Genomic DNA, 19734 nt, shown 5'->3' on the forward strand with positions numbered 1-19734 from the left:
GCTCAGTCTTTCGCGTCGGGTACGGGACTTGCTGCCAGCGTCGTGCGCAGCAGCCCGATATCGGGCTTGTCCGCCGAGGTGAGCGGAATCTCGGTCAGCAGGTGAAGTGCATCGGGCGCGTACAGGGGCCCCTTGTGGGCGCTGACGAAGGCGTGGATCTCCTCCAGGTCGGGGTTGTGCCCGGGCACCGGGACGACGGCCGCGTGGATACGTTCCGTCTCGTCGACGTCGCGGACGCCGAACACCGCGCACTGGGCGACGGCCGGATGGGAGAGGAGGAGGTCCTCGACCTCGGTGGGATGGACGTGGCCGCCCACCACGATGATGACGTTGTCCCGCCGGCCGGCGACGAAGAGGTAGCCGTCCTCGTCGAGGGAACCGATGTCTCCGGTGCGCAGCCAGCCGTCCCGAAGGACTTCGGCGGTGAGTTCGGGCTGCTTCCAGTAGCCGGACATGACGATGGGGGACCGTACCTGGATCTCGCCTTCCGCACCCGGCGGCAGAGTTCTGCCCGCTTCGTCGCGGATGGCGACGTCGACGCCCGGTACGGGGCGGCCGACGGTGATACGGCCGCCCGGACCGGTGACGGTGTGCTCGTGCGGCCGCGCTTCGCTGATGGCGGGCACCTCGCTCTGGGCGTACCAGCCGTACAGGATCGGGCCGAAGACCTCGGCAGCCCGACGCAAGCGGGTGGCGGAGGAGGGCGAGCCGCCGTAGGTGATCCGGGTGAGGCTGGAAAGGTCCGTCCCGGGCAGGTCCGGGTGGTCGAGGAGCTGGTGCAGCTGGGCCGGCAGGAGCCACAGGTGGGTGATGCGTTCGCGCGCGATCGCGGCGAGTACGGCACCGGGCTCGAAGGGGTGCTGCAGGACGACGGAGCCGCCTTGCATCAGTGTCTTGTCCGTGAGGAAGCCGGCGAGCCGGGCGAGAGCCGTGCAGGCGAGGTAACGCGGCGGATCCCCCGCATCGGGCAGTGGGAACCCCACCCCCCTCCCGTACGGACCGTGAGTCGTACGAATTCCCTTGGGAATACCCGTAGTTCCACCCGTGTGCTGGATGTACAGGTCGTCTTCCGGTCCGACCGGCGAGGTGAAAGCGCGGGCCTCGCGCCGAGCAGCGGCCGCCAGTACGTCCTCCAGTACGTCCTCACCGAAGGGGCCGGGGCCCAGTCCCAGTACAGCGGGTCCGTCGAGCAGGGGCAGCAGTTCCTTCGCCGATGTGCGCCGGGTCGAGTCGATGAGCAGCAGTGTCGTCTCGGTGCTCTCGGCGATGCGGGCGAGCACGGCGGGGGCCAGGCCGTTGTGGAGGTGGACGACCCGGGCGCCGGCGAGGTGTGCCGCATAGCGCGCTGTGAGGGCTTCCGGAGTATTGCCCGTGAGGAGGGAAACGGTCGTCCCCGGGCCGAAGCCCCGTTCGGCCAGTTCCCAGGCCAGCCGGTAGGTGCTGTCGCGCAGCTCGCCGCCGGTGATCTGCCGTCCGTCGGCAGCCGTGACGACGGGGCGGGCGGGCGTGGCGGACAGCAGGTCGAGGAGGGCGCCGGCATAGCTGAGGAACGCGGGTGCGGACGGGCCGTCGGTCATGCAGGACTCTTCTTCTCGTAGGGATCTTGGGGATTGTGAGGGTCGTGGGGATCGTGGGGTCGGGCGGTCGCTGGGGTCGCAGGGATCGCGTGGATCGTGAGAGGCGCACAGTACGTGCCTATGAACTATCCGGTGCGGTAGGGGCTCAATCCCTTGGCCCCCGGGCCCTGCTCCGGGGGCTTGGCGCGGGTCGGGTCAGGGCGTACGGGTAGCGCAGAATTCGGCGTCGACGACGCCGACGTACGTCGTGGCGTTCTTGGGCCAGTCACCGTTGATGTTGAAGGCCAGCTGATGCTTGCCGTCCTTGGTGGCGGCCAGTCCGGACAGGGAGCCGTTGGTGCGGCCGGTCTTGCCGTAGATCCGCACTCCGCAGGAGAGGGTCACGGACTCCACACCGAGTCCGTAGTCGAAGCCGTCCTCCTCGGAGTGCACGGTGGTGAGCATTTCCCGCATGGCTTCCGGAGCCAGAAGCCTGCCGCGCAGCAGGGCGTGAAGGAGGGTGTTCAGGTCGCCGGTCGTGGAGATCACCTCGCCCGCCGCGCCGAGCCACGACATGTTCTGTTCGGTGGCGTCGACGATCGGGGCATCGGGTTCCTTGCTGTGCAGCCGCGAGTAGCCGACCGGGTGCGGGCGCGGCATGGTCGCCCGCAGGCCCGGGAAGGTGGTCTCACGCAGCCCCAGCGGGCGCACGATGCGGCGTTCGGCCTCGTACGCGTAGGAGTGCCCGGTCGCCTTCTCGATGATCATTCCCGCAAGTATGTAGTTGGTGTTGCTGTAGTGGGCCGCGCCCGGCGTGTCGTACGGGGGACTCTTCATCGCGAGTGCGACCAGGTCTTCGGGACGGTAAGTGTCGTAGCGGTGTTCAGGGAATCCGGGGCCGGCGGTGCGGTGCGCGAATTCGGGGTCGTCGGTGTAGTTGCCCAGGCCGCTGGTGTGGTTCAGCAACTGCCGCAGTCGGATCTTCCGGCCGTCGTTACCGTTGCCGCGTACGACCCCCGGCAACCAGGCATCCACGGTGTCGTCGAGGTCGAGCCGCCGCTCCTGCTGGAGCTGCAGCAGGACGGTGGCGATGAAGACCTTCGTGATACTCGCGGCCCGGAAGTGGTCCGCGCGGGAACGCTTGCGGTGCGTTGTGGTGTCCGCGTACCCGGCCGTCCCGAACCACGTGTCCTTCCCTGTCCGGGCTTCGGCGGCCACTCCCGGCAGGCCCTCCTCCACCACAGCCTTCAACGCCTGCTGGGTGGCTGCGTGTTGCTCGGTTCCGGATCCGGCTCCGGCCCCAGCCCCGGACCCGGCAGCGGGCGGTGCGGCGGTGGCGGCACTCGTGGTGGCTACGGGCACGAGCAGTGCAGCGGAGGCGACGGCTATGGCGGTCGTCCGGGCGGTCCTGCTGAGCCGGTGTCGGCGGTCGGTTGTTGTTCGCATGGCAGGAGATTAGAAAGCGCGGTACCCCGCGCGGCATCGACGAAAGTCATCGTTTCCCCCGCACTTTCGTTGTTGCTCCCGCGCCATCGGAGTCGGCGTCACCGCACTGGGGGTGCGTCAGTGGGGTGCGTCACTCGGGTACGTCTGGGGTACGTCGTGAAGCCCAGGCGTTGAGCTCGCCGGACGGGCGGCCTCCGGCAGTTGAACATCCAGCTGAGGCGGGTGATAACGCCGATATCAGCGACAGCCGAAGCCGATGGCCGGCGCTGAGCGATAACGGCGCTGTCACCCGCCTTGAGGCAGGCGGGCGGGGGACCGCCGGCTTCGAGTGCTACTTGATGTACCTGTAGCGGTAGGGCTCGAACTTGCCGTTGTTGGCGTAGTACGGGTACGGGGCGATGCGGTTCTGGACCTTCGGCGGGGTCTGCTCGTACGTCCAGTACTTGGTCTTGGCCGCGTTGGCCCAGCCGGCGAAGATCACGACGTGCCTGGTCTTGTTGAGGAGCAGGTCGCCGACCTGGAGCTGAGCCTTGGTGATCTTCTGGGTGATGGCGGGGTCGGCCAGCCCCTGGGTGTTGCGTCCCGGCGCGGGCAGCTTCAGAACCATGGAGGCGTAGCCGCTGGAATCGGTGCGGTACCCCCTGCCCTGCGGGTCGGGGGCGGTGCGCTTCTGGCTGTAGGGCACCTGGCGGTCGAACCAGAACTTCGTACGGGCCAGCACTTCGTCGCGGGTGATGGAGGCTGCGGCGGCGGGCGCGGATGTGCCGGGGGTGTCGGCAGCATGTGCGCTGGGTGCTGTGAGCGTTGCGGCAGCAACGGCCAGCGCGGCGAGCGTGGCCGAACGGCGCGTGATCAACAAATGCTCCTCAGTGGGTAGACGCAGGACGGGGCCGGCGCTCAGCGGCTCGACCCCCTGGCCGCGCTTGATCCTTCCTGCCGACCGGCCGTCACGTCAGTCAGAATCGCGTCATTACCTCCAAAGGACTCTTATGAGACACGGGGGCAAGGCTCTCCTGACCGGCTTCCTGACCGCCCACGCACCGCGCCGGCTGCTCCTCAAGTGACATGCCCGAGCGTGGGGAGGCCCGATGGGCACCTTCAAGGCCACGTGAGGTGTGACGGGGCCAGGCGAGGTGTGTCGGGCGGCATCGAAGACAGTCCGTCTACGAGCCGCTGTTAGTCATTCCCAGTTGCACCGATGTTTCAGGACGTAGAGCGGGCTTGTCGCATAGTCCATGCTGACGTCGCTGCGCCAGGATTCCAGGTCCCAGCTCGGCCCGGTGTTCCAGTGTCCGGGCGCGTCCTTGTCCGCGAAGACCGCATGGCAGGCGAACTGTTCGTAGAGGGACCGGTGCTTCGTTTCGCTGACTCCGTTCGGGTAGGGCGCCAGGCTCCACGCCTGCTCCCAGGCCCCGACGAAATCGGTGCGGGCGTTGAGGAAACCGTCCTCCGTGGGGTACGCGCGGACGACGACGTCGCCGGTTCCGACGGGAATTTCCACCCGGGTTTCCTTGAACCAGTCGGTTCCTGTGGTGCCCGAGTAGCCCACGCACTCATTGACGCACCCTTCCACGCCGCCGCCGGCGCTCCAGAAGAGGGTCAGGTTGTCGGAGGAGAATGTCTGGTAAACCGACTTGTAGGCCTCGTCCCATCCTTCGTCGGACGTGGGGTAGCCGAACGCCCCGCCCTCCCATCCGTACTCTCCCCACAGCTCCCCGATTCTTCCCCACACGGGGTGCGCGCCGTTGGACAGTGTCGGATGCCAGTAGACGGTGCCGCCCTCGAACTGCTGGCGCTTGCCCTGGCCGTCCGGGTTGGTCAGCTCGTCACTGAGCGGAAATCCCAGCTTGCCCGCCTCCCAGCCCAAGGCTCCCCACTTGTCGCGGATGGCGCCCCAGACGGGGTGGGCGCCGGTCGTGGCGGTCCAGTAGATCGAACCGCCGGTGAAAGTGTTGTACTTGCCGCGCCCGTTCGGGGTGGTCAGCTCATCGGATGTCGGGCACCCCAGAGGCGAGCCCTCCCCGCCCATCTCGACGTACTTCGCCAAGATGGCGCCGCCGACCTGATACTGCTTGCAGGCCGCTTCATCGGCGGCAGCCGGACCCGCCTGCACGGCCAGCACGGCGAGTGCGGCGAGGATGACGGCTGCGCCTTTGAACAGGATGGCTCTTGTGCGTAACAGTCGTCTCGGTGTGATCATCTCTTCTTCTCCTTTGTCCGGTGGGGAGCATGAGCACGATGTGAAGCTCAACTATCCCGCGTAACGCAGGAGTTGACACCGCTCAACTCCCTTCTGGTTGGACCGGGAGGAGGGAATTTCACATGCGGGCCGCGCATCGCAGGCTGCACTGATGCAGGGTCGCCCGCGCGTGGTTCTTTCAGCCGGCCGACGTGATGGGCCCTCGTCTCTCCAGGTCGTGGCGTTACTCGCTGCTCTGGCTCGTGCCGGCTTGTCGGCGGGCGCGGTGCTTGGCGACGTTGAGGCGATTGCCGCACAGGTCGGGCATGCAGTACCGGCGCCGACCTGCCTTACTGGTGTCGACGAACATCCCGTCGCACACGGGCGAGGCGCAGTGGCGGATGCGGTCGTGGGACAGGGTGCGCAACACCCCGAGGAGGCCGGTGCCGATCATTGCGGCGAGCCCTTCGGCGAGTGAGGCCTGCGGCTTGGTGGCGATGTACCACTGCCAGTGGCCGTCCGCGTCCCGCTCCAGGAGCGGTCCCGCCCCTGCCGCGGTGACCATTGCGTTCGCGCCTTCGGCGACACGGTCCTCGCTGTCGGACTCCAAGAGGGTGCGCAGCTCATGACGGAGTGCCAGCACGTCATCCAGGTCCTGCTGGGTCGGATGATCACCGGAGACCGTGGCGTCCACGGGGGCTCGGTGCTCGCTGAGGAACCGGCCGAGCGCGGCCGGTTCCGTGAGTGTTTCGCCGGTGCTTCTGCGAACCAGGGCGGAGGTGTTGACCAGGCCGGTGGCGACGCCCGCCCCGAGCGCGTAATCGGAAAAAAGAAACTTCAAGCCTTACTCCATGTTACGGTAACCGAAGAAAGGCGAGTATACCCATTACCGCTATGGAGAGGTCGGCATGACCACGTACTCCCACACCACGTACTCCCACTCCCGCCCGTGGCAACTCCACCAGTACGTACCGGTCACCGCAGGCGCCGTAGCCACCGGCGTCTTCGGCGCCGGCCCACCCGTCGTCCTCGTCCACGGCACGCCTGCCTCCTCCTACCTATGGCGGAACGTCGTCCCCACTCTCGCCCGCCACCACACCGTCTACGTCTGGGACCTTCTCGGCTTCGGCGCCTCCCGCCTCGATCGCGACCTCAATCCCGAAGTCACTCCCTCCATCGCTCAACAGGCCCGCACCCTCGCCGAACTCGTCGAGCACTGGGGCCTCGCAGCTCCCGCACTCGTCGGACACGACATCGGCGGTGGTGTCGTCATGCGCGCCCACCTGCTCGAAGGCGTACCGGCCTCCCGGATCGCGCTCCTCGACGCCGCCGTCCTCGGTCCCTGGAACACCCCCTTCACCGAACATCAGCAGCGGTATGCCGAGGCGTACCGAACAATGCCGCTCCATATCTTCGACGACCTCGTCACCGCCCGCCTCGGCACCGCCGTCCACCGCCCGATGTCCGAAGAAGTCGCAGAGGCCTACCGTGCCCCCTGGGCGGGTGCCGAAGGGCAGCAGCGCTGGATCGATCAGGTCTGCGCCGTCAGTTTCGAGGACACCCGCGAGGCCGTGGCCCGCTTGGGCGAAGTCGGCGCCCCCACCCTCGTTTTGTGGGGCGCGGAGGACCAGTGGCTGCCACCCGCCACGGGTGACCGGCTCGCCGCCGCCATCCCCGGCGCCCAACGTGTCACGATCGCCGACGCCGGCCACTTCATCGCCGAGGATCAGCCGGAGGAGACGGCCATGGCGCTGGTGCATTTCTTCGCGTCCGAGCGCGGTCTTGCGGGGGCGGGGCCCGGCGGCACGACTCGCGTACGTCGTGGAGAAGCGCCCCGCTGAATTCCACGCTGGGCGAGTATTCGAAGGCTTCGCCGCGTCCCTGCTGGTGTGCCAGGTGCGGAGAACGCCTCATGAGCGGAACCGCGTGTACGTCGAGCTCGTCCTCCACCGAAAGCTGCAAGGGAGTGGGGGCGACGGTGGACACCGATACGGGCATTGCTGTCTGCGCGGCCGTGATAGCGCTGGGTTCACTCGCGATCAGCTTTGCTCAAACCAAGGTGGTCCGGGAACACAACCGGCAGTCCGTGCGGCCCCTGCTGCAGATCCGAAGGGTGAAGGAATTCAAGGACAACATTGCGCGTCTTGAGGTCATCAACGCCGGACTCGGACCGGCAATCGTGATCGAGACCGTAGTGACGTTCGACGGGGAGGTCATCGGGCAGTGGGACCTGGAGACGTACCGCACGGTGATCCGGTCGTTCCCGATGCAACCCAAGGTCTCCACTTTGGTCGGGGGAGGAGCCGTCCTCGTAGGGCAGAAGGTTTTCCTTATGCACATCGACGATTTCGATGGAGACGAGCACGGTTGGTTCTGGGACCTCATTGCCCGGAGAATGCTCATCGACATTCGTTACGAGTCCCTCTACGGCGGTGAGAACTACAGGGTCAGATCATTGCCGCTGTGACGCCGGGCCTGCTTAGGCGTAGCTTGTGCACCACTGCACCACTGCACCACTGAACGCGGAGGGGCTCCGCCGGCCGGACCGGCGGAGCCCCTCCGATGCCTCAGGCTCAGATCATCAGCAGGAGTCGTGTGTGCGGTACGAGCTTGCGGTTCACGCTGGTGCTCTGCACGAATATCGTGAAGTCGTCGTTGTGGTCCGGGGTGATGCGGACTTCCGTGTCCGGCAGGCCGAGCAGCGATCGGGCCTGCGGCCCCGTGTACACCCGGTCCGTCTTCTTCTCCAGCACCGCGATCTGCTTCCGTGCCTGGATCTTCTCGGACTTACTCAGCTGGTAGAACGCGCAACCCGTGCGGTAAGTGTGGCCGCACTCGATGACCCACTCCCGTATCGCCGCCGCGCGAGCCACCGGAATCAGCTGGTACTCCGACGGGTTGACCGGGGTGAGGCCGGCCTTCTTGATGGTGTCCTTGTTGACTGCCTCCGCGCCCGTGGAGAACACCGCCCGCGATCCCCGGATGCCGTTGGCCCGGCCCACCATGAAGTTCTCGGTGGCCTGCTGGATGACCTGCCCTGCCTCCTCCAGGCCCTGGGTGCTGGTGGCGTCCCAGATGGCGATGTTGTCCTTCGGGAAGCCGCACTGCATGGCCTCGCGCTTGCCCATCTGGTCCGGCACCAGGACGGCCAGCGTCCAGTTGTCCTCCTGTGTCGCCATCAACTTGGCTACTGACTGCACCAGATCATGCGGATTCCCGGCGGGCGCATCCGGGCAGCGGTGGCTTGCGTTTTCCTGTCCGTCGGTCAGTACGAAGGTGAGGAAGCTGTGGTCGCCGTACAGCTGAGCGGTCTGTGCCAGCTCCTGCTGCGACTTCAGTGTGGCCGCCAGCAGAGCCGTCATGCCGCCGACCCGGTAGAGCTGCTTCAAGGACGGCATCCGCAGCACGTCCTTGTCGTAGATGACGCACTCCACCTTGTCAGCGAAGACGTACACCGTGACGCGGGTTTCCTGGTCCAGTTCCTTCGATCGGCGGGCAAGATAGGCAATCTGCTGGTCGGCGACGTCGACGACCTTGCGGCTCAGGTGCGACATGGACGAACTGGCATCCAACACAAGAGCAACGTGGTTGATGTAGTTCTGGCTTCCGGACATCACTGCTGACATGACTGGTCCCCCTCTTCCCACTCGGTACCCCTACCTTCTCACCCACCACTGACAATCGATCTTGGCTCCCAGACCGGCTCCGGACCGGCTCCAGAGCCGGCTGCAGAGCGGACCGGCTGCACCGGGCCGGGGGCTGCAGAGCCCCTTCGCCGCGTCCTCTCTATGCGACCTCTGGCCGACGCAGGACCATGGGGCATGGGCCACAGGAGGGCGACATACCTGCGATGGGCCGCGGCGGGTTCGGCCACCGCGGTCCTCCTCACCATGGCGACCTGGGTGTGGTCCGCCTACTCGCTGGGTGGCCTCAAGGACGTACTTGCGGTCGCGGGCTCGATGGCGGCCCTTCTCAGCCCCCTCTTCGCCTGGGCGTTGCATCGCCGACAGCACAACGGACCGGGCCGGGACTCCGAAGAGCAGATCCACGAGGACTTGCTGCAGCGCTACTTGGCGGACGAGGCGGACCGCCGCTTGCAGGATCCACTGCCCTTGCCGGTGCGCTGGTTCAACACTCACCGACCGGTGACCGACCACTGGGAAGTCGTGCGGCGCTCTCCCGATGCGGCCGGCCCACTGGACCTCTCAGGTGCGCTGGACGATCCCTTGCGGGACGCCCCTGAAGTCTTCGCACGCATCCCGTCGCGACGGCTCGTCCTGCTCGGTGAGGCAGGGGCCGGCAAAACGGTCCTGGTCACCCGCCTTGCCAGGCGTCTGCTGGAGCGATGGCAGCCCGGCAGCCCCATTCCGGTCGTGGTACCGCTGCACTCCTGGAATCCGGTGCGTACCGGGTTCCGTGAGTGGATCGCCGAGCAATTGAGCCGCGACTACCCGTACCTGCGCGTGCAGGCGGAGAGCGCACCGACGCTGGCCCGGCGGCTGGTGGACGCCCACCGCATCATGCCGCTGCTGGACGGACTGGACGAGCTGTCACCGCCCCTGCGCACCGCTGCCATCAGAGAGCTCAACAGCAGCCTGACGGAAGGAGAACCCCTTGTCCTCACCAGTCGGCCGCACGAGTACGAAACTGCCCTGACCAACCGGGTACTCACCGGCGCGGCTGTCGTGGAACTTCAACCTCTGTCCACTGCCGAGATCTGTGACCACCTCCGCCTGTCCACCCGCCGGCAGCACACCGATATCTGGCAGCCGGTGTTCGACCGACTGGCCGACCAACCGCACGGCCGGCTGGCGCAGGCGCTCTCTTCCCCGTTGATGGTCACGCTGGTCCGGACCACGTACAGCGAGGCGGACGCCACCCCGTCAGAGCTGGTCGACGACCGCCGGTTTGCCGTCCGTGAGCAGATCGAGAATCACCTACTGGATGCGTTCATCCGCACCGCGTACGGCCGTACCCTGCCGCCCGATACCCCGGAACGGCTGTGTTTCCTCGCCCGGCATCTGTCCCGCCTTCACACGCAGGAGCTGGCCTGGTGGGAGCTGCACCGGGCAGTGCCGAGCCAGGTGCTGCGGGGGATGACCGTAGTGGCGGCAGCCTCTCTGGGCATGGTGAGTCTCGGTACCCTCTTCGGCCCGGGTTTCGGGATCGTCGGCCTGATCATGGGTGGCGCTTGCACCAGCAGGACGACGCCGCCCCCGCCCGCTGTCGCTCAGTGGCGCTCCGCCGAGCGCCGTACGCCCCTGCATCGTCGCTTCAGTGTGGGGGTGCTGACGATCGGGCTCGGACCGGCGGGCGTCCTCGGTGCGCTTGCCCTGCTGGGTGGCTGGGCCGGGGGAGAGCCCGGCGCGGGGATGCTGCTCGCCGCCACGTCTGCAGGCGCCATCGCCGTGGCGGGCGGTCTGAGCGGACTGGCCCTGCTGTGGCTCTGGGACGTGCCTCCCCTCGTCGGCGCCGAACAGCCCAGCCCGGCTGCGGTGTTGCGCCGTGACCGTGCCTACGCGCTTGGCACCTCACTGATCGCCGGCATCATCTACGGTTCGGTCCTGGCCGCGACCATGGGTGCGCTGGTTGCTTCGGATCAGGGCGCACGAACAGGGTTGAGGGTGGCGTTGGCCGTGCTCGCCGGTTGCTCCTTGATGACCGCTGAAATCTCGCTGGTGAGCAGTGCGTGGTGCCAGTTCGTCTTCACTCGCGTCTGGCTGGCGCTCCGCCGACGACTGCCGTTCGGCGTCATGCGGTTCCTCGATGACGCCCGTGATCACGGCGTACTGCGCCAGAGCGGTGGCGTTCACCTATTCCGCCACGGTCTCCTGCAAGAACGGCTCGCCGGCGAAGAGACAGCGCGAGCACTGCCGACATGAAACTCGGCGGCGGGCCTGCCACTTATTCACCACTCAGCAGAGAGCCGGTTGATGAGGGCCACGCGTGAGCTGTTGTCGAGCTTGGCATAGATATGGCTGAGGTGGCATTCGACGGTCTTGATGCTGAGCATCAGTTCACGGGCGATCTGGCGGTTGGTCCGGCCGGTGGTGACCAGCCGGGCGATGGTCAACTCCTGAGGGGTCAGCGGAGGCATCCGGGTGGAGATGGACCTGGCACGGTACCCGCAGGCGGCGAACTCCCTCTCGCAGCGGGCGAGGTACGGTGCGGAACCCAGTTCCGTGAAGGCTGCCATGGAGCGGCGGAGATGGACCGCGGCTTCGGAACGGCGTCCGGAACGGCGGAGGAAGGCACCGAAGTCCAGGGCAGCACGAGCGCGCTCGAAAGGGTTCCTCACCTCGTCCGCGTGCCCGAGACCGTCGAGGTACGCACGCTCCGCGGCTTCCTTGTCGTGCCGGGCGGCGAGAAGAGTGCCTCTGATGCGGCCGACGGATGCCAGCGCCGAGTGGCGGCGGGGCGCGGAGGCCGCATCCTCCAGACGCCCCAGGACATCCTCCGCTTCCTGGTACTCCCCGAGCTCGACAAGGGATTCCGCGAGGAGCTCTGTCCAGGGCACTACGCCGGGATCCACGTCGGCAGCTTCCCCAAGCAGCGGGCGCAGGGCACTCACCGCCTGCTCAGGAGCGCCGCGTAACGCTGCGAGTTGTGCCTGCGCCCTGGCGCTATGGAGCCTGCCCAGCTCGTTGTGACACCGTCCGTTGCCGGAGTGCAGGGGAAGGAGGTACCGGGCGGAGCGCCCCTGCTCTCCCCGGGCGGCCAGTACGACGGCGGTCTGCCCGTATGCCATGGGTTCCAGCCACAGCTGTCCGGTGTCGGTGCAGGTGGAGGATGCCGACTCAAGGTGGAGGAGTGCATCGTCCCACCGGCCGAGCCGGAATTCGGCCTCGCCCAGGAGCACACCGGCCAGCACTTGAAGTGCGGCGGGACCACGCCGGCAGAGCGGGAGGGCCGCTCGTAGATCGGCATGGCCTCCTTTGACATCGTCCGACCAGAGGCACAGCGCGCCCCGGCCGATCAGCAGCTCGGCGTCGTCCTCCTGGACCAGGACGCGGTCCGGAAGCCCCTGCACGTGGGCGAGACCCTCGGTCGTGGCGCCGGCCATACCGAGGGCAGCCACCTGCGCGAACCGCAGCATCCCACTACCGAATGCGGTCGGTGGCAGGGTCTGCGCAAGGCCCGCCCAGTGCAGCACGGACGCCGAGCTGCACTGGATGAGACAGGTGCAGGTGAGCTGTTCCGCGATCCGGCGGGCCAAGGCGGGTTCGGTGCACCGGTTCCATGCGTCTTCGAGCAGGGCACGGGCGTCGCGTGCCTCGCCTCGTACGAGTGCGATACGTCCTCGGGCGTAGCGGTGCGACGCGGACGAGGAATCGCCCGGCAGTGTGCCGACCGCCTCGGTGGCTTCCGGGACTCGTCCGCCATGCAGCAGGGCGTCCGTTGCCTCGACGGCGAGCCGGACGCGTGCGGTGTCCGTCGCCGCCAGCCGGGCAGCGTGGCCGGCCAGCAACGCGGCAGTGTCTCCGGAACCCGCGTGCATCGCCCTGCGGGCGCCTGCGGCCAGGTCGGCGGCGAGCGGCGGATCGGGAAAGGCAGCAGCCAGCACGCGGTGCTTCAGGGTGCTGAAGTCGTCCTCCGCAAGTAGCGCCGCCCGGGTGTGCAAGGCGGCCCGGCATGCGGGGCCGATGTGGTGATACACGGCGGCACGTATCAGGGGGTGGGGAAAGACGAGGCTCGGGGCGCCGACGGTGAGGGGCAGGTGGAGAAGGTCCTGGGCCGCTGCCTCCTCCATCGCAGGTAAAGGGTCCTCGACGGCTGCGAGGCGGGCGGCCAGCGGGAGAGGGCTGGTCATGCCGAGCACGCTGGCCGCCGCGACGAGTTGCTGAGTGGGGTGGGCACAGCGTGCCAGGCGCGCCACGACGAGCAGCCCGAAGGAGCGGGGCGCAGGCAGGTCCGTGTCGGGGGATGCCAGCAGCGCCGGGGGAACCTGACGCAGCAGGGCACACGCGTGCAGGGGGTTGCCATGCGTGTGTTCGTGCAGTCGCTTGACAGCGGACAAGGGCAGGGGCTCGGTGAGGAGCTTCTCGCTGAGCGCCGCGAGCTGGGTCACGGTCAGGCCGCCCAGCAGCAGTCGCAGCGTGCTGTCGTCGTCGAGCAGGCGATGCAGTCCCTCCGGGAGCCGGGCGTCACCCAGGTCCGGTACGGTCAGCACCGCCATGACCCGGTCGGTGTCCAGCCGGCGCAGGGCGAAGGCGAGTGCTCGCAGGGACGGTGTGTCGGCCCAGTGGGCGTCGTCCAGAACCAGGACAGCAGTACGGCCGTTCTCAAGACAGCTCACCCGGTCCAGTAGACAGGATCCCGCAGCGAAGACATCCGCCCTCTCGCGGAGGGCTTCGGTGGTGGCCACACTCGCGGAGGCCGGAGCGGGCGAGAGGAAGCGTCCCAGTACCCCGTAGGCGAGAGCCGATTCGTCCTCGACACCGCCGGCGGCCAGTGTCGTCACGTGGTCCGCCAGTCGAAGGAAGTGCCGGACCAGCGCCGTCTTCCCGATACCCGGCCGGCCCTCGACGAGGACCAGTCGGCCGGTGCCGTTCGCGGCGGCCCTCAGACACGAGTCCAGGGCGGCAAGTTCCTCCTCCCTGCCGAAGAAGGGGATGTCGGAGGCGGCATCATCAGGCGTACGCAGTGGATCAGCATTCGGCATGGCCACCCCCTGCCCTGACGTGTGTCAGTGGGCTCTGCTCTACTCACCACGGTGGCGGCCCCGGCGTGGCGATTCAAGTCGCATCGTGCCCACCGTCCTGTGGTGGTCCGCGCCCGGCATCGCCGGGCTGCTCATCGCGCCCGGTGGGCCGCTCCAGCAGCCTCAGTAGTTCCAGCCAGGTGCGGAAGGGTACGGGTGCGGCCGCTCCCTCGGCGAGCAGTCGGCCGTACACCTCGTCCGCTCGGTAATACAGCTCGATGACGAATCGCACGGCTCCTCCCAGCTGCGGGAATGCCCGAGCGCCGGCGTGCCGTGAAGCAGCCGCAGGAGATTGCCGCCGGTGATCCGGTCCTGGGCAGCGCGGGGGAGGCGCAGAGCGCGGATCTTCTCCAGCTCCAGACCAGGGTGCAGCCACGGGCCGTCGGAGCCGAAGAGTATCTTCTCCGGGCCTGCCCTGAGCACCGCCTGGCGAAGCACATCGAAGCGGCGCACCCCCGAGGTGTCGGCATGGATGTTGGGGTGGCGGACCAAGTGATCGATGAGGGAGAGCTGCGCACTCCAGTCGTCGGCGAAGCTGCCCAGATGCGGGATGACGAAGCTGACGTCGGGAAAGGCCCGGGCCAGCAGTTCCAGGGGTGCTGTCTCACCCATGACGTCGTAGATCACGGGAAGCCGGAAGCAGCGCGCCGTTTCGCACACCTCGCGGGTGATCCGTCCGTCCCGGCGGTGCACCTTGATACCGCGGAATCCCCAGCGGTCGAGGGCTTCCGACACCAGGGCGTGCACCCGGCCGGCGTCCCGTGCCGGGTGCACCATGGCGAAGCCGATGTAGCGCTCAGGCCGCTCGCTCACGATCCGGGCCAGGTCATGGTTGGCCACCGCGTAGTCCTCGTGGAAGACGGGCAGCAGCACGGTACGGCGGATGCCGGCTCCACGGGCGCGGGACTCGTAGTCGGCGAGCGACGGGACGGTGTCCCAGGGGCCGCTGAGGCCGGATCCTCGCCCCGCATGACAATGGCAGTCCACGATCATTACCGCTCTCCCGTCAGGGCGGCAGGATGCGGACGGCTCCGCGGGGGAGCCCGGCGAGCCTGCGGTCGGTGAAGAAAGCGTTCCTCGTCTGGTCGATGCCGGGGACCGGGCCGATCCACGACCAGCCCTTCCGCTGCGCGAGCGCCGCTGTGTACTGCTGCCATTCCGTGAGGTTCGGGCTTCGGCGGTGTGCGTCGCGGAAGTACTGCCAGGTGCTGCCGAACTCGGTCGCGTTGCCGATGGGGTTGGGAATCGCCCCGGTGAGGGCGCGAAAGGCAACGGTACGGGCGGCGTCGGGCAGCTGGTCCCACCGCGACTGCTGCAGTCGGTGGAACCCTCGCAGCTGGCCACGGGGGATTCCCGGCGGGGCGGGTGCTTTGTAGGTGTCACCGGTACGGACGTAGTCGGGGCGGTGCATATGGCGACGGGCAGCGCGCCAGTCCTTGAGGACCGGTTGCAGAGGTGTCGAATAGGCCCTGAGGAATGCCTCGAAGGTGGCGTAGCGTCGGCGGGTCAGCAGTGCGTAGCGGTTGAACATGGCGTACAGGACCGCATGGGTCTCCAAGTCGTCACGGCCGCCGCTTTCCCCGATGATGAAGCGTGCCGTCCACAGCAGGTCCTCCGGGGTGAACCGGTAGGGAGGCGCCGTACCCGCTGGGCCGGGCGCCAGTGTCGTCAGAGTGCCGAGAGTCATGGTGCCCGGCGCGGCCGGCCGGACCGCCGCACCGCCGGCCTGCTGCCGGACCGGTACCGAGGTGGCCGGCGCGGCGGTCTGTGCCGCCGGTGGTGCTTTCGGGGGAGCGAAGCGCACGTGCAAGTGGTTGTCGTGGTTGTCCCACCGCTGTACGCCCCGCACACCCGGGTCGTTGAACAGGATGAAGTGCACGCGGAGTACACCGTTGGTGCGCACCCGGTCGACGAGCTCCTGAGTGAGTGCCCGAGAATAGCCGGGGCGCCCCTGCACGACCGGTGTTTCCCGACCGTCGTCCCGCAGCGGCCGGATGTCGACGTCCAGGCCGAGCCGGTGTGATCCATGCCCCGTGATCGGACCGCCACCACGCAGACCGATGTCACCGACCCCGATCCTCGGGCCGCGGGGGCGCGCCTGCTGCCAGGCCGCTGCCACTGCTTGCAGGGCCCGTACCGTCTCCGTCCTCCCGTAGCGTCGGTCGGCCGGGGCCGTGGCGTAGAAGCCGGGGCCGTTGTCCGGCAGCTGAGCAGATAGCGCCGGGTCCTTGCCCAGCCCCGCGGCGACTCGCAGCAAGGACCAGGTGGCAGGGCCGACCAGGCCATCAGCGGCGAGGCCGGTCCTGGCCTGCCACTTGGCTGCCTCGGCCACCAGAGCGGCCTCGTCCCATCCAGTGCGCTTCGGGTTGAGCGCGCGCCGGAGTGCGGGCAGGTGTGCTCCCCACCCCAGGGATGCCGCGTACTGCCGGTTCCGTTCCACCTTGCGGGCGAGGGCGGGCGACGCGACCTCTTCGGCGCTCTGCTCCGGTGCGATCGGAGGCACAGCTGTCATGTCCCTACCTGCCTTCCGGTCGCCCGGGCAGGGGCCGCCTCGGTGCGCCCGGCGGAAGCTGAGCGGGCGCACCGGAGGACGGCCGGCCGGGAAAGGCGGCACGGGGCTGAGCGGCGGGTAGTTGCCGCACGGACTGCGGAGAAAGCCGGGCTCGCGGTGTGTACGCAACGGGCGGTGCGGTGGCGGACGCGGCACCGGTAACGGCCCGCCTGCCGGACTGGTCGGCCAGCCGGCGGCGCAGATGGACGGCGGGCATGGTCACGTCGATGCGTGCATCGGCCCGTTCGACACCGAGGTCGACACCGGTGACCGAGCGGTACGCGTGCACGTATCCCTGAATCTCCGTACGCCAGTAGCGGGCCCACTGGGCAGCCTGTGACCGGTCGATCACGGCGTTCCAGTTGCCGAACCGTACCGACAGCAGCAGCTGTTCACCGAACCGCCCCAGGTCACGGAAGTGGATGACACTGTCCGCTGACCAGCCCTGCAGGCGCTTCATGCAGTCGACCTGCCCCATCCACCGCTCCGGGTAGGCCACCATCGTCCGCGTGGGGAGGAACTCACGCATCTCCGGCCGCGAGAGCAGCCACTCCTGGATCAGCATCTCCTGCCGTGCTGTCCACGGCAGGTCTCCGTACTGATTGTGCTGGCCTTCAGTGAGCAGCAGATGCACGTCTTTGAGAGCGTTGAGCACGGGGAAACCGTCGGCGAGCACGGTGGTGTCGTCGTCCTCCCGGAAGAACGCCGAGGTGAGATTCAGCAGGGTGTGGAGGGCTTCCAGGAAGCGAGGCCTGCTGTCCGCCGGTCGCAGTGCCGGTGCACCGAGCGGAAGCTGGGTGATGCCGTACTGGTGGTCGTACTCGTAGGCCCGCCGTACCGCCGTCAGCCGGTGCTGTTCGTCCTGCACGTAGCCCCAGAGCAGCTGACCGAGCGCGCGCAGCGGATCGGTCTCCAGCTGGGCCAAGGGGTCGGGCCCCAGTGTGCCCCGCAGGTTCTGGAAGCGGTTGGCCACCGCGTCCAGGGAGGAGCACAGCATGCCCTCTTCATGCCAGTAGGACCAGATGTACTCCAGGAGGAAGGGGTAGCGCAGCTTGTCCTCAAGGATGCCGTAGCAGGTGTCGGTGCCGAAGCTGTGGGCGCTCCGGAGAAGCACCCCTGGGAGGTTTCGCTGGATCACCCCCAAGTAGGGCAGTACCGCGGGATCGTTATGGCCCGCTGATGCCTTGGGATCGGCGGAGATGTACCTCCGCCAGCGGTTCATTATGGCCTGCCTGAACGGGTCGTCCGGCAGAACCCGTTCGCCGTACCGCTCCCGTTCTTCCCGCAGGTCGAGTCGGCCGATCAGTTTGTCGATGACGTCCTTGTTGGACGAGACGAAGACACCGGACTCGACGAGCAGGAAGACCTCGGTGGCCCTCTTGAGCAACTGGTAGGCGTCGACACCGGGGAACGGCAGCGCTCCCAAGTCGGGCTTCTCCCGCGGTGGAACGATCCTACTGAGTGCGGCGTTGAGGAGCCCGGGGTTGCACATGATCGGCTCCAGCCAGGCGTCGTACTCCTCGAACGAGATGCGGTCCGTGCTGTTGCGGATGAGGCTCCACAGCGCCTGGTCGTCCTCGGGGAAGGTCGCCGCGGGGTTCATCTGGACCTGGACGTTGTCCCCTGAGGAGAAAGGAGGCCGAATGGCGGGGACCACTTGGATGGTGATCTCTCCAACGTCGACGTCGTTCAGAGCCGTCAACGCGTTGGCACGGGCGTTGGGGTCGGTGGTGCCGACCGTCTGGCCTGGTTTGAGGGTGATGACCACGCGGACGATGTAGTCACCCGGAGACTGCTCCGGCGACACATTCCACCATGCACGGTACGGGTTACGGCGGTCCTTCACCGGAGAGTCCTGCACTCCGAGGACTTCCCAATCGACGGGGAGGTTGGGGGGTTGCTCCTTCGTGATGAACTCGATGCGTCCGCCTTGCTCGACGGTTGCAGAAGAAGGTTCGATGGTTACGGGCATGACCGGCCCCCTCAACTCTCGCTGAATGCCTTGCCGGGCAGCGCCGCACACCTCGTGGCAGTACCGAGGGTGCTGGACAGCGCCCAATGCGTGATCAGGTCACCCAGGAGGCGGCTCTCCTCCTCAGGGGTGATCAGTGCGGTGCTCCTGGCCTGGCCCAGCACCGCGAAGACGACGGACGGTGGTGCGGCGCGCATCAACAACGGCTCCAGGACCCAACTCCGGTACCTGGCCGCAAGGAGCTGTGGCGTACGCGCGGACTGCGGGACCAGCTCGGCCAGCCGCGCGCCGCTCAATGAGGGCGGGCGGTGCCGCAGCAGCAGATCGACGAAGCGCGGCATCGAGCTCTCCAGGGCCCGAACGAGAATGCGCAGCTCATCGGGCACCTGAGGCAGGGGATAGAGCGTCCCCCACAGATTGCTGAGCCTGCGCCACTGCGGGTGTGGATGCAGTGCGTCACCCATGGCGCAACTCAGTCTCACCCGGATGTACGGGAACGGGTGGGGGTCACCCGGTACGGGAACGAAGACAAAACGCCGGGGAAGACTCACGACCGACATCAGCCCGAGCGTTGCGGCGATCCCGAGCTTTCCCACCGCGAAGAAGTCGGCCACGATCTCCGAGACCGTACGGCCCCAGTATGCGAAGGCGGTGCGGGAAGCCGCGTCCCGGCACCGGCGCTCCGCGACGTACAGTGCGGCGCGCAGCGAACCGACGAGATCGAGCAACGCCGCCACCTGATGACCGACCTCGTGCAGGAGGGAAGCTCCTATCCCATGGCCGATCATGCGTTCGCGGGGGATTCTGATCAGTGCGAGGGGGCTGCGGGCGCGGCCGGGTACGCGGGTGTTGATCCGGCGGATCGCGCCACCCGGCCCCCGGTCCAGGTAACAGGCGACCGGCACCGGCGTGTCGAGGGCCGTACCCGGCACGGTGAGCGCTTCAGCCGCGGCGACGTCCAGCCCGGAGAGCCAGACACCGGTCTCCCGTTCGCTGCGCTGGGTGATGACTTCCTGGAACAGATCGAACTGGCCCAGGACGTCATGGAAAGCACCGCGCAGCGCAACGAAGCGGCGCTGTGCCACTCCGGGCGGTGCCGCCCGGCCCGTACTGTCGAGCCAGGCGAGAAATGCCTGGACCCGGCGTCGGAGATCCGCCTGGCCTCGGGCCAGGAAGTGCTCGATGGCTGTCTGGGCGGCCGGCGACAGGGCGGCGGCGGGCACCATCGTCTCGTACAACGTGAAGGGACGCACCCGGTCGAGCCGGGCCAGCAGGGCACGCGCCTCTCCCGACAGATACGAGCCCGCGTCCGCGTACGCCTCCATGGTG

General features: G+C 68.0%; 14 protein-coding genes. 3 read left to right on the forward strand and 11 right to left on the reverse strand.

The genetic code is table 11. The annotated features are described in order from the left end of the window. Positions 1–2 precede the first annotated feature (2 nt). From ACZ6WH_RS18700 to ACZ6WH_RS18720, 5 genes are all read right to left on the reverse strand, one after another. Entirely contained in the window at positions 3–1577 is a 1575-nt protein-coding gene (locus tag ACZ6WH_RS18700; protein ID WP_469729520.1) for an AMP-binding protein, read from the reverse strand. 195 nt (positions 1578–1772) lie between these two features. Continuing rightward, positions 1773–3002, reverse strand: coding sequence for a serine hydrolase domain-containing protein (locus tag ACZ6WH_RS18705; RefSeq protein WP_469729521.1), 1230 nt, complete (start codon positions 3000–3002; stop codon positions 1773–1775). A 331-nt stretch (positions 3003–3333) separates the two neighbouring features. Further along, the gene (locus ACZ6WH_RS18710; protein ID WP_469729522.1) at positions 3334–3858 is read right to left on the reverse strand and encodes a hypothetical protein; all 525 of its coding nucleotides are present in this window, start codon (positions 3856–3858) and stop codon (positions 3334–3336) included. 324 nt (positions 3859–4182) lie between these two features. Then, on the reverse strand, positions 4183–5202 hold the full coding sequence (locus ACZ6WH_RS18715) for a DUF2599 domain-containing protein (protein WP_469729523.1): 1020 nt from the start codon (positions 5200–5202) through the stop codon (positions 4183–4185). 223 nt (positions 5203–5425) lie between these two features. Further along, on the reverse strand, positions 5426–6022 hold the full coding sequence (locus tag ACZ6WH_RS18720) for a CGNR zinc finger domain-containing protein (RefSeq protein WP_469729524.1): 597 nt from the start codon (positions 6020–6022) through the stop codon (positions 5426–5428). A 67-nt stretch (positions 6023–6089) separates the two neighbouring features. Between ACZ6WH_RS18720 and ACZ6WH_RS18725 the strand changes: the two genes are divergently transcribed. Together ACZ6WH_RS18725 and ACZ6WH_RS18730 are read left to right on the forward strand one after the other, a co-directional pair. Then, positions 6090–7022 carry an alpha/beta fold hydrolase gene (locus tag ACZ6WH_RS18725; protein ID WP_469729525.1) on the forward strand — a complete coding sequence of 311 codons (933 nt, stop codon included), beginning with the start codon at positions 6090–6092 and terminating at the stop codon, positions 7020–7022. A 137-nt stretch (positions 7023–7159) separates the two neighbouring features. Then, positions 7160–7648, forward strand: a complete 489-nt coding sequence (locus ACZ6WH_RS18730; protein ID WP_469729526.1) for a hypothetical protein — start codon at positions 7160–7162, stop codon at positions 7646–7648. A gap of 106 nt (positions 7649–7754) precedes the next feature. Here the strand turns inward: ACZ6WH_RS18730 and ACZ6WH_RS18735 are convergent, their stop codons facing one another. Further along, positions 7755–8795 carry a vWA domain-containing protein gene (locus ACZ6WH_RS18735; RefSeq protein ID WP_469729640.1) on the reverse strand — a complete coding sequence of 347 codons (1041 nt, stop codon included), beginning with the start codon at positions 8793–8795 and terminating at the stop codon, positions 7755–7757. A gap of 276 nt (positions 8796–9071) precedes the next feature. Here ACZ6WH_RS18735 and ACZ6WH_RS18740 point away from each other — a divergent pair, with 276 nt between their 5' ends. After that, entirely contained in the window at positions 9072–11063 is a 1992-nt protein-coding gene (locus tag ACZ6WH_RS18740) for an NACHT domain-containing protein (RefSeq protein WP_469729527.1), read from the forward strand. 26 nt (positions 11064–11089) lie between these two features. Here ACZ6WH_RS18740 and ACZ6WH_RS18745 read toward each other — a convergent pair whose 3' ends face one another. The 5 genes from ACZ6WH_RS18745 to ACZ6WH_RS18765 all read right to left on the reverse strand — a co-directional run bounded on the left by ACZ6WH_RS18745 (position 11090) and on the right by ACZ6WH_RS18765 (position 19730). Next, positions 11090–13843, reverse strand: a complete 2754-nt coding sequence (locus ACZ6WH_RS18745) for a helix-turn-helix transcriptional regulator (RefSeq protein ID WP_469729528.1) — start codon at positions 13841–13843, stop codon at positions 11090–11092. 162 nt (positions 13844–14005) lie between these two features. Beyond that, on the reverse strand, positions 14006–14875 hold the full coding sequence (locus ACZ6WH_RS18750; RefSeq protein WP_469729529.1) for an amidohydrolase family protein: 870 nt from the start codon (positions 14873–14875) through the stop codon (positions 14006–14008). A 13-nt stretch (positions 14876–14888) separates the two neighbouring features. Continuing rightward, a complete protein-coding gene (locus ACZ6WH_RS18755) occupies positions 14889–16394 on the reverse strand; it encodes a penicillin-insensitive murein endopeptidase (protein ID WP_469729530.1) in 1506 nt (501 codons plus the stop codon). A gap of 4 nt (positions 16395–16398) precedes the next feature. Then, a complete protein-coding gene (locus ACZ6WH_RS18760) occupies positions 16399–18279 on the reverse strand; it encodes a hypothetical protein (RefSeq protein WP_469729531.1) in 1881 nt (626 codons plus the stop codon). Between the two features lie 137 nt (positions 18280–18416). Then, positions 18417–19730: a hypothetical protein gene (locus ACZ6WH_RS18765; RefSeq protein ID WP_469729532.1), complete on the reverse strand. Its 1314-nt coding sequence runs from the start codon at positions 19728–19730 to the stop codon at positions 18417–18419. Between the last annotated feature and the right edge of the window lie 4 nt (positions 19731–19734).

It is taken from the genome of Streptomyces sp. NPDC050806 (assembly GCF_055586425.1).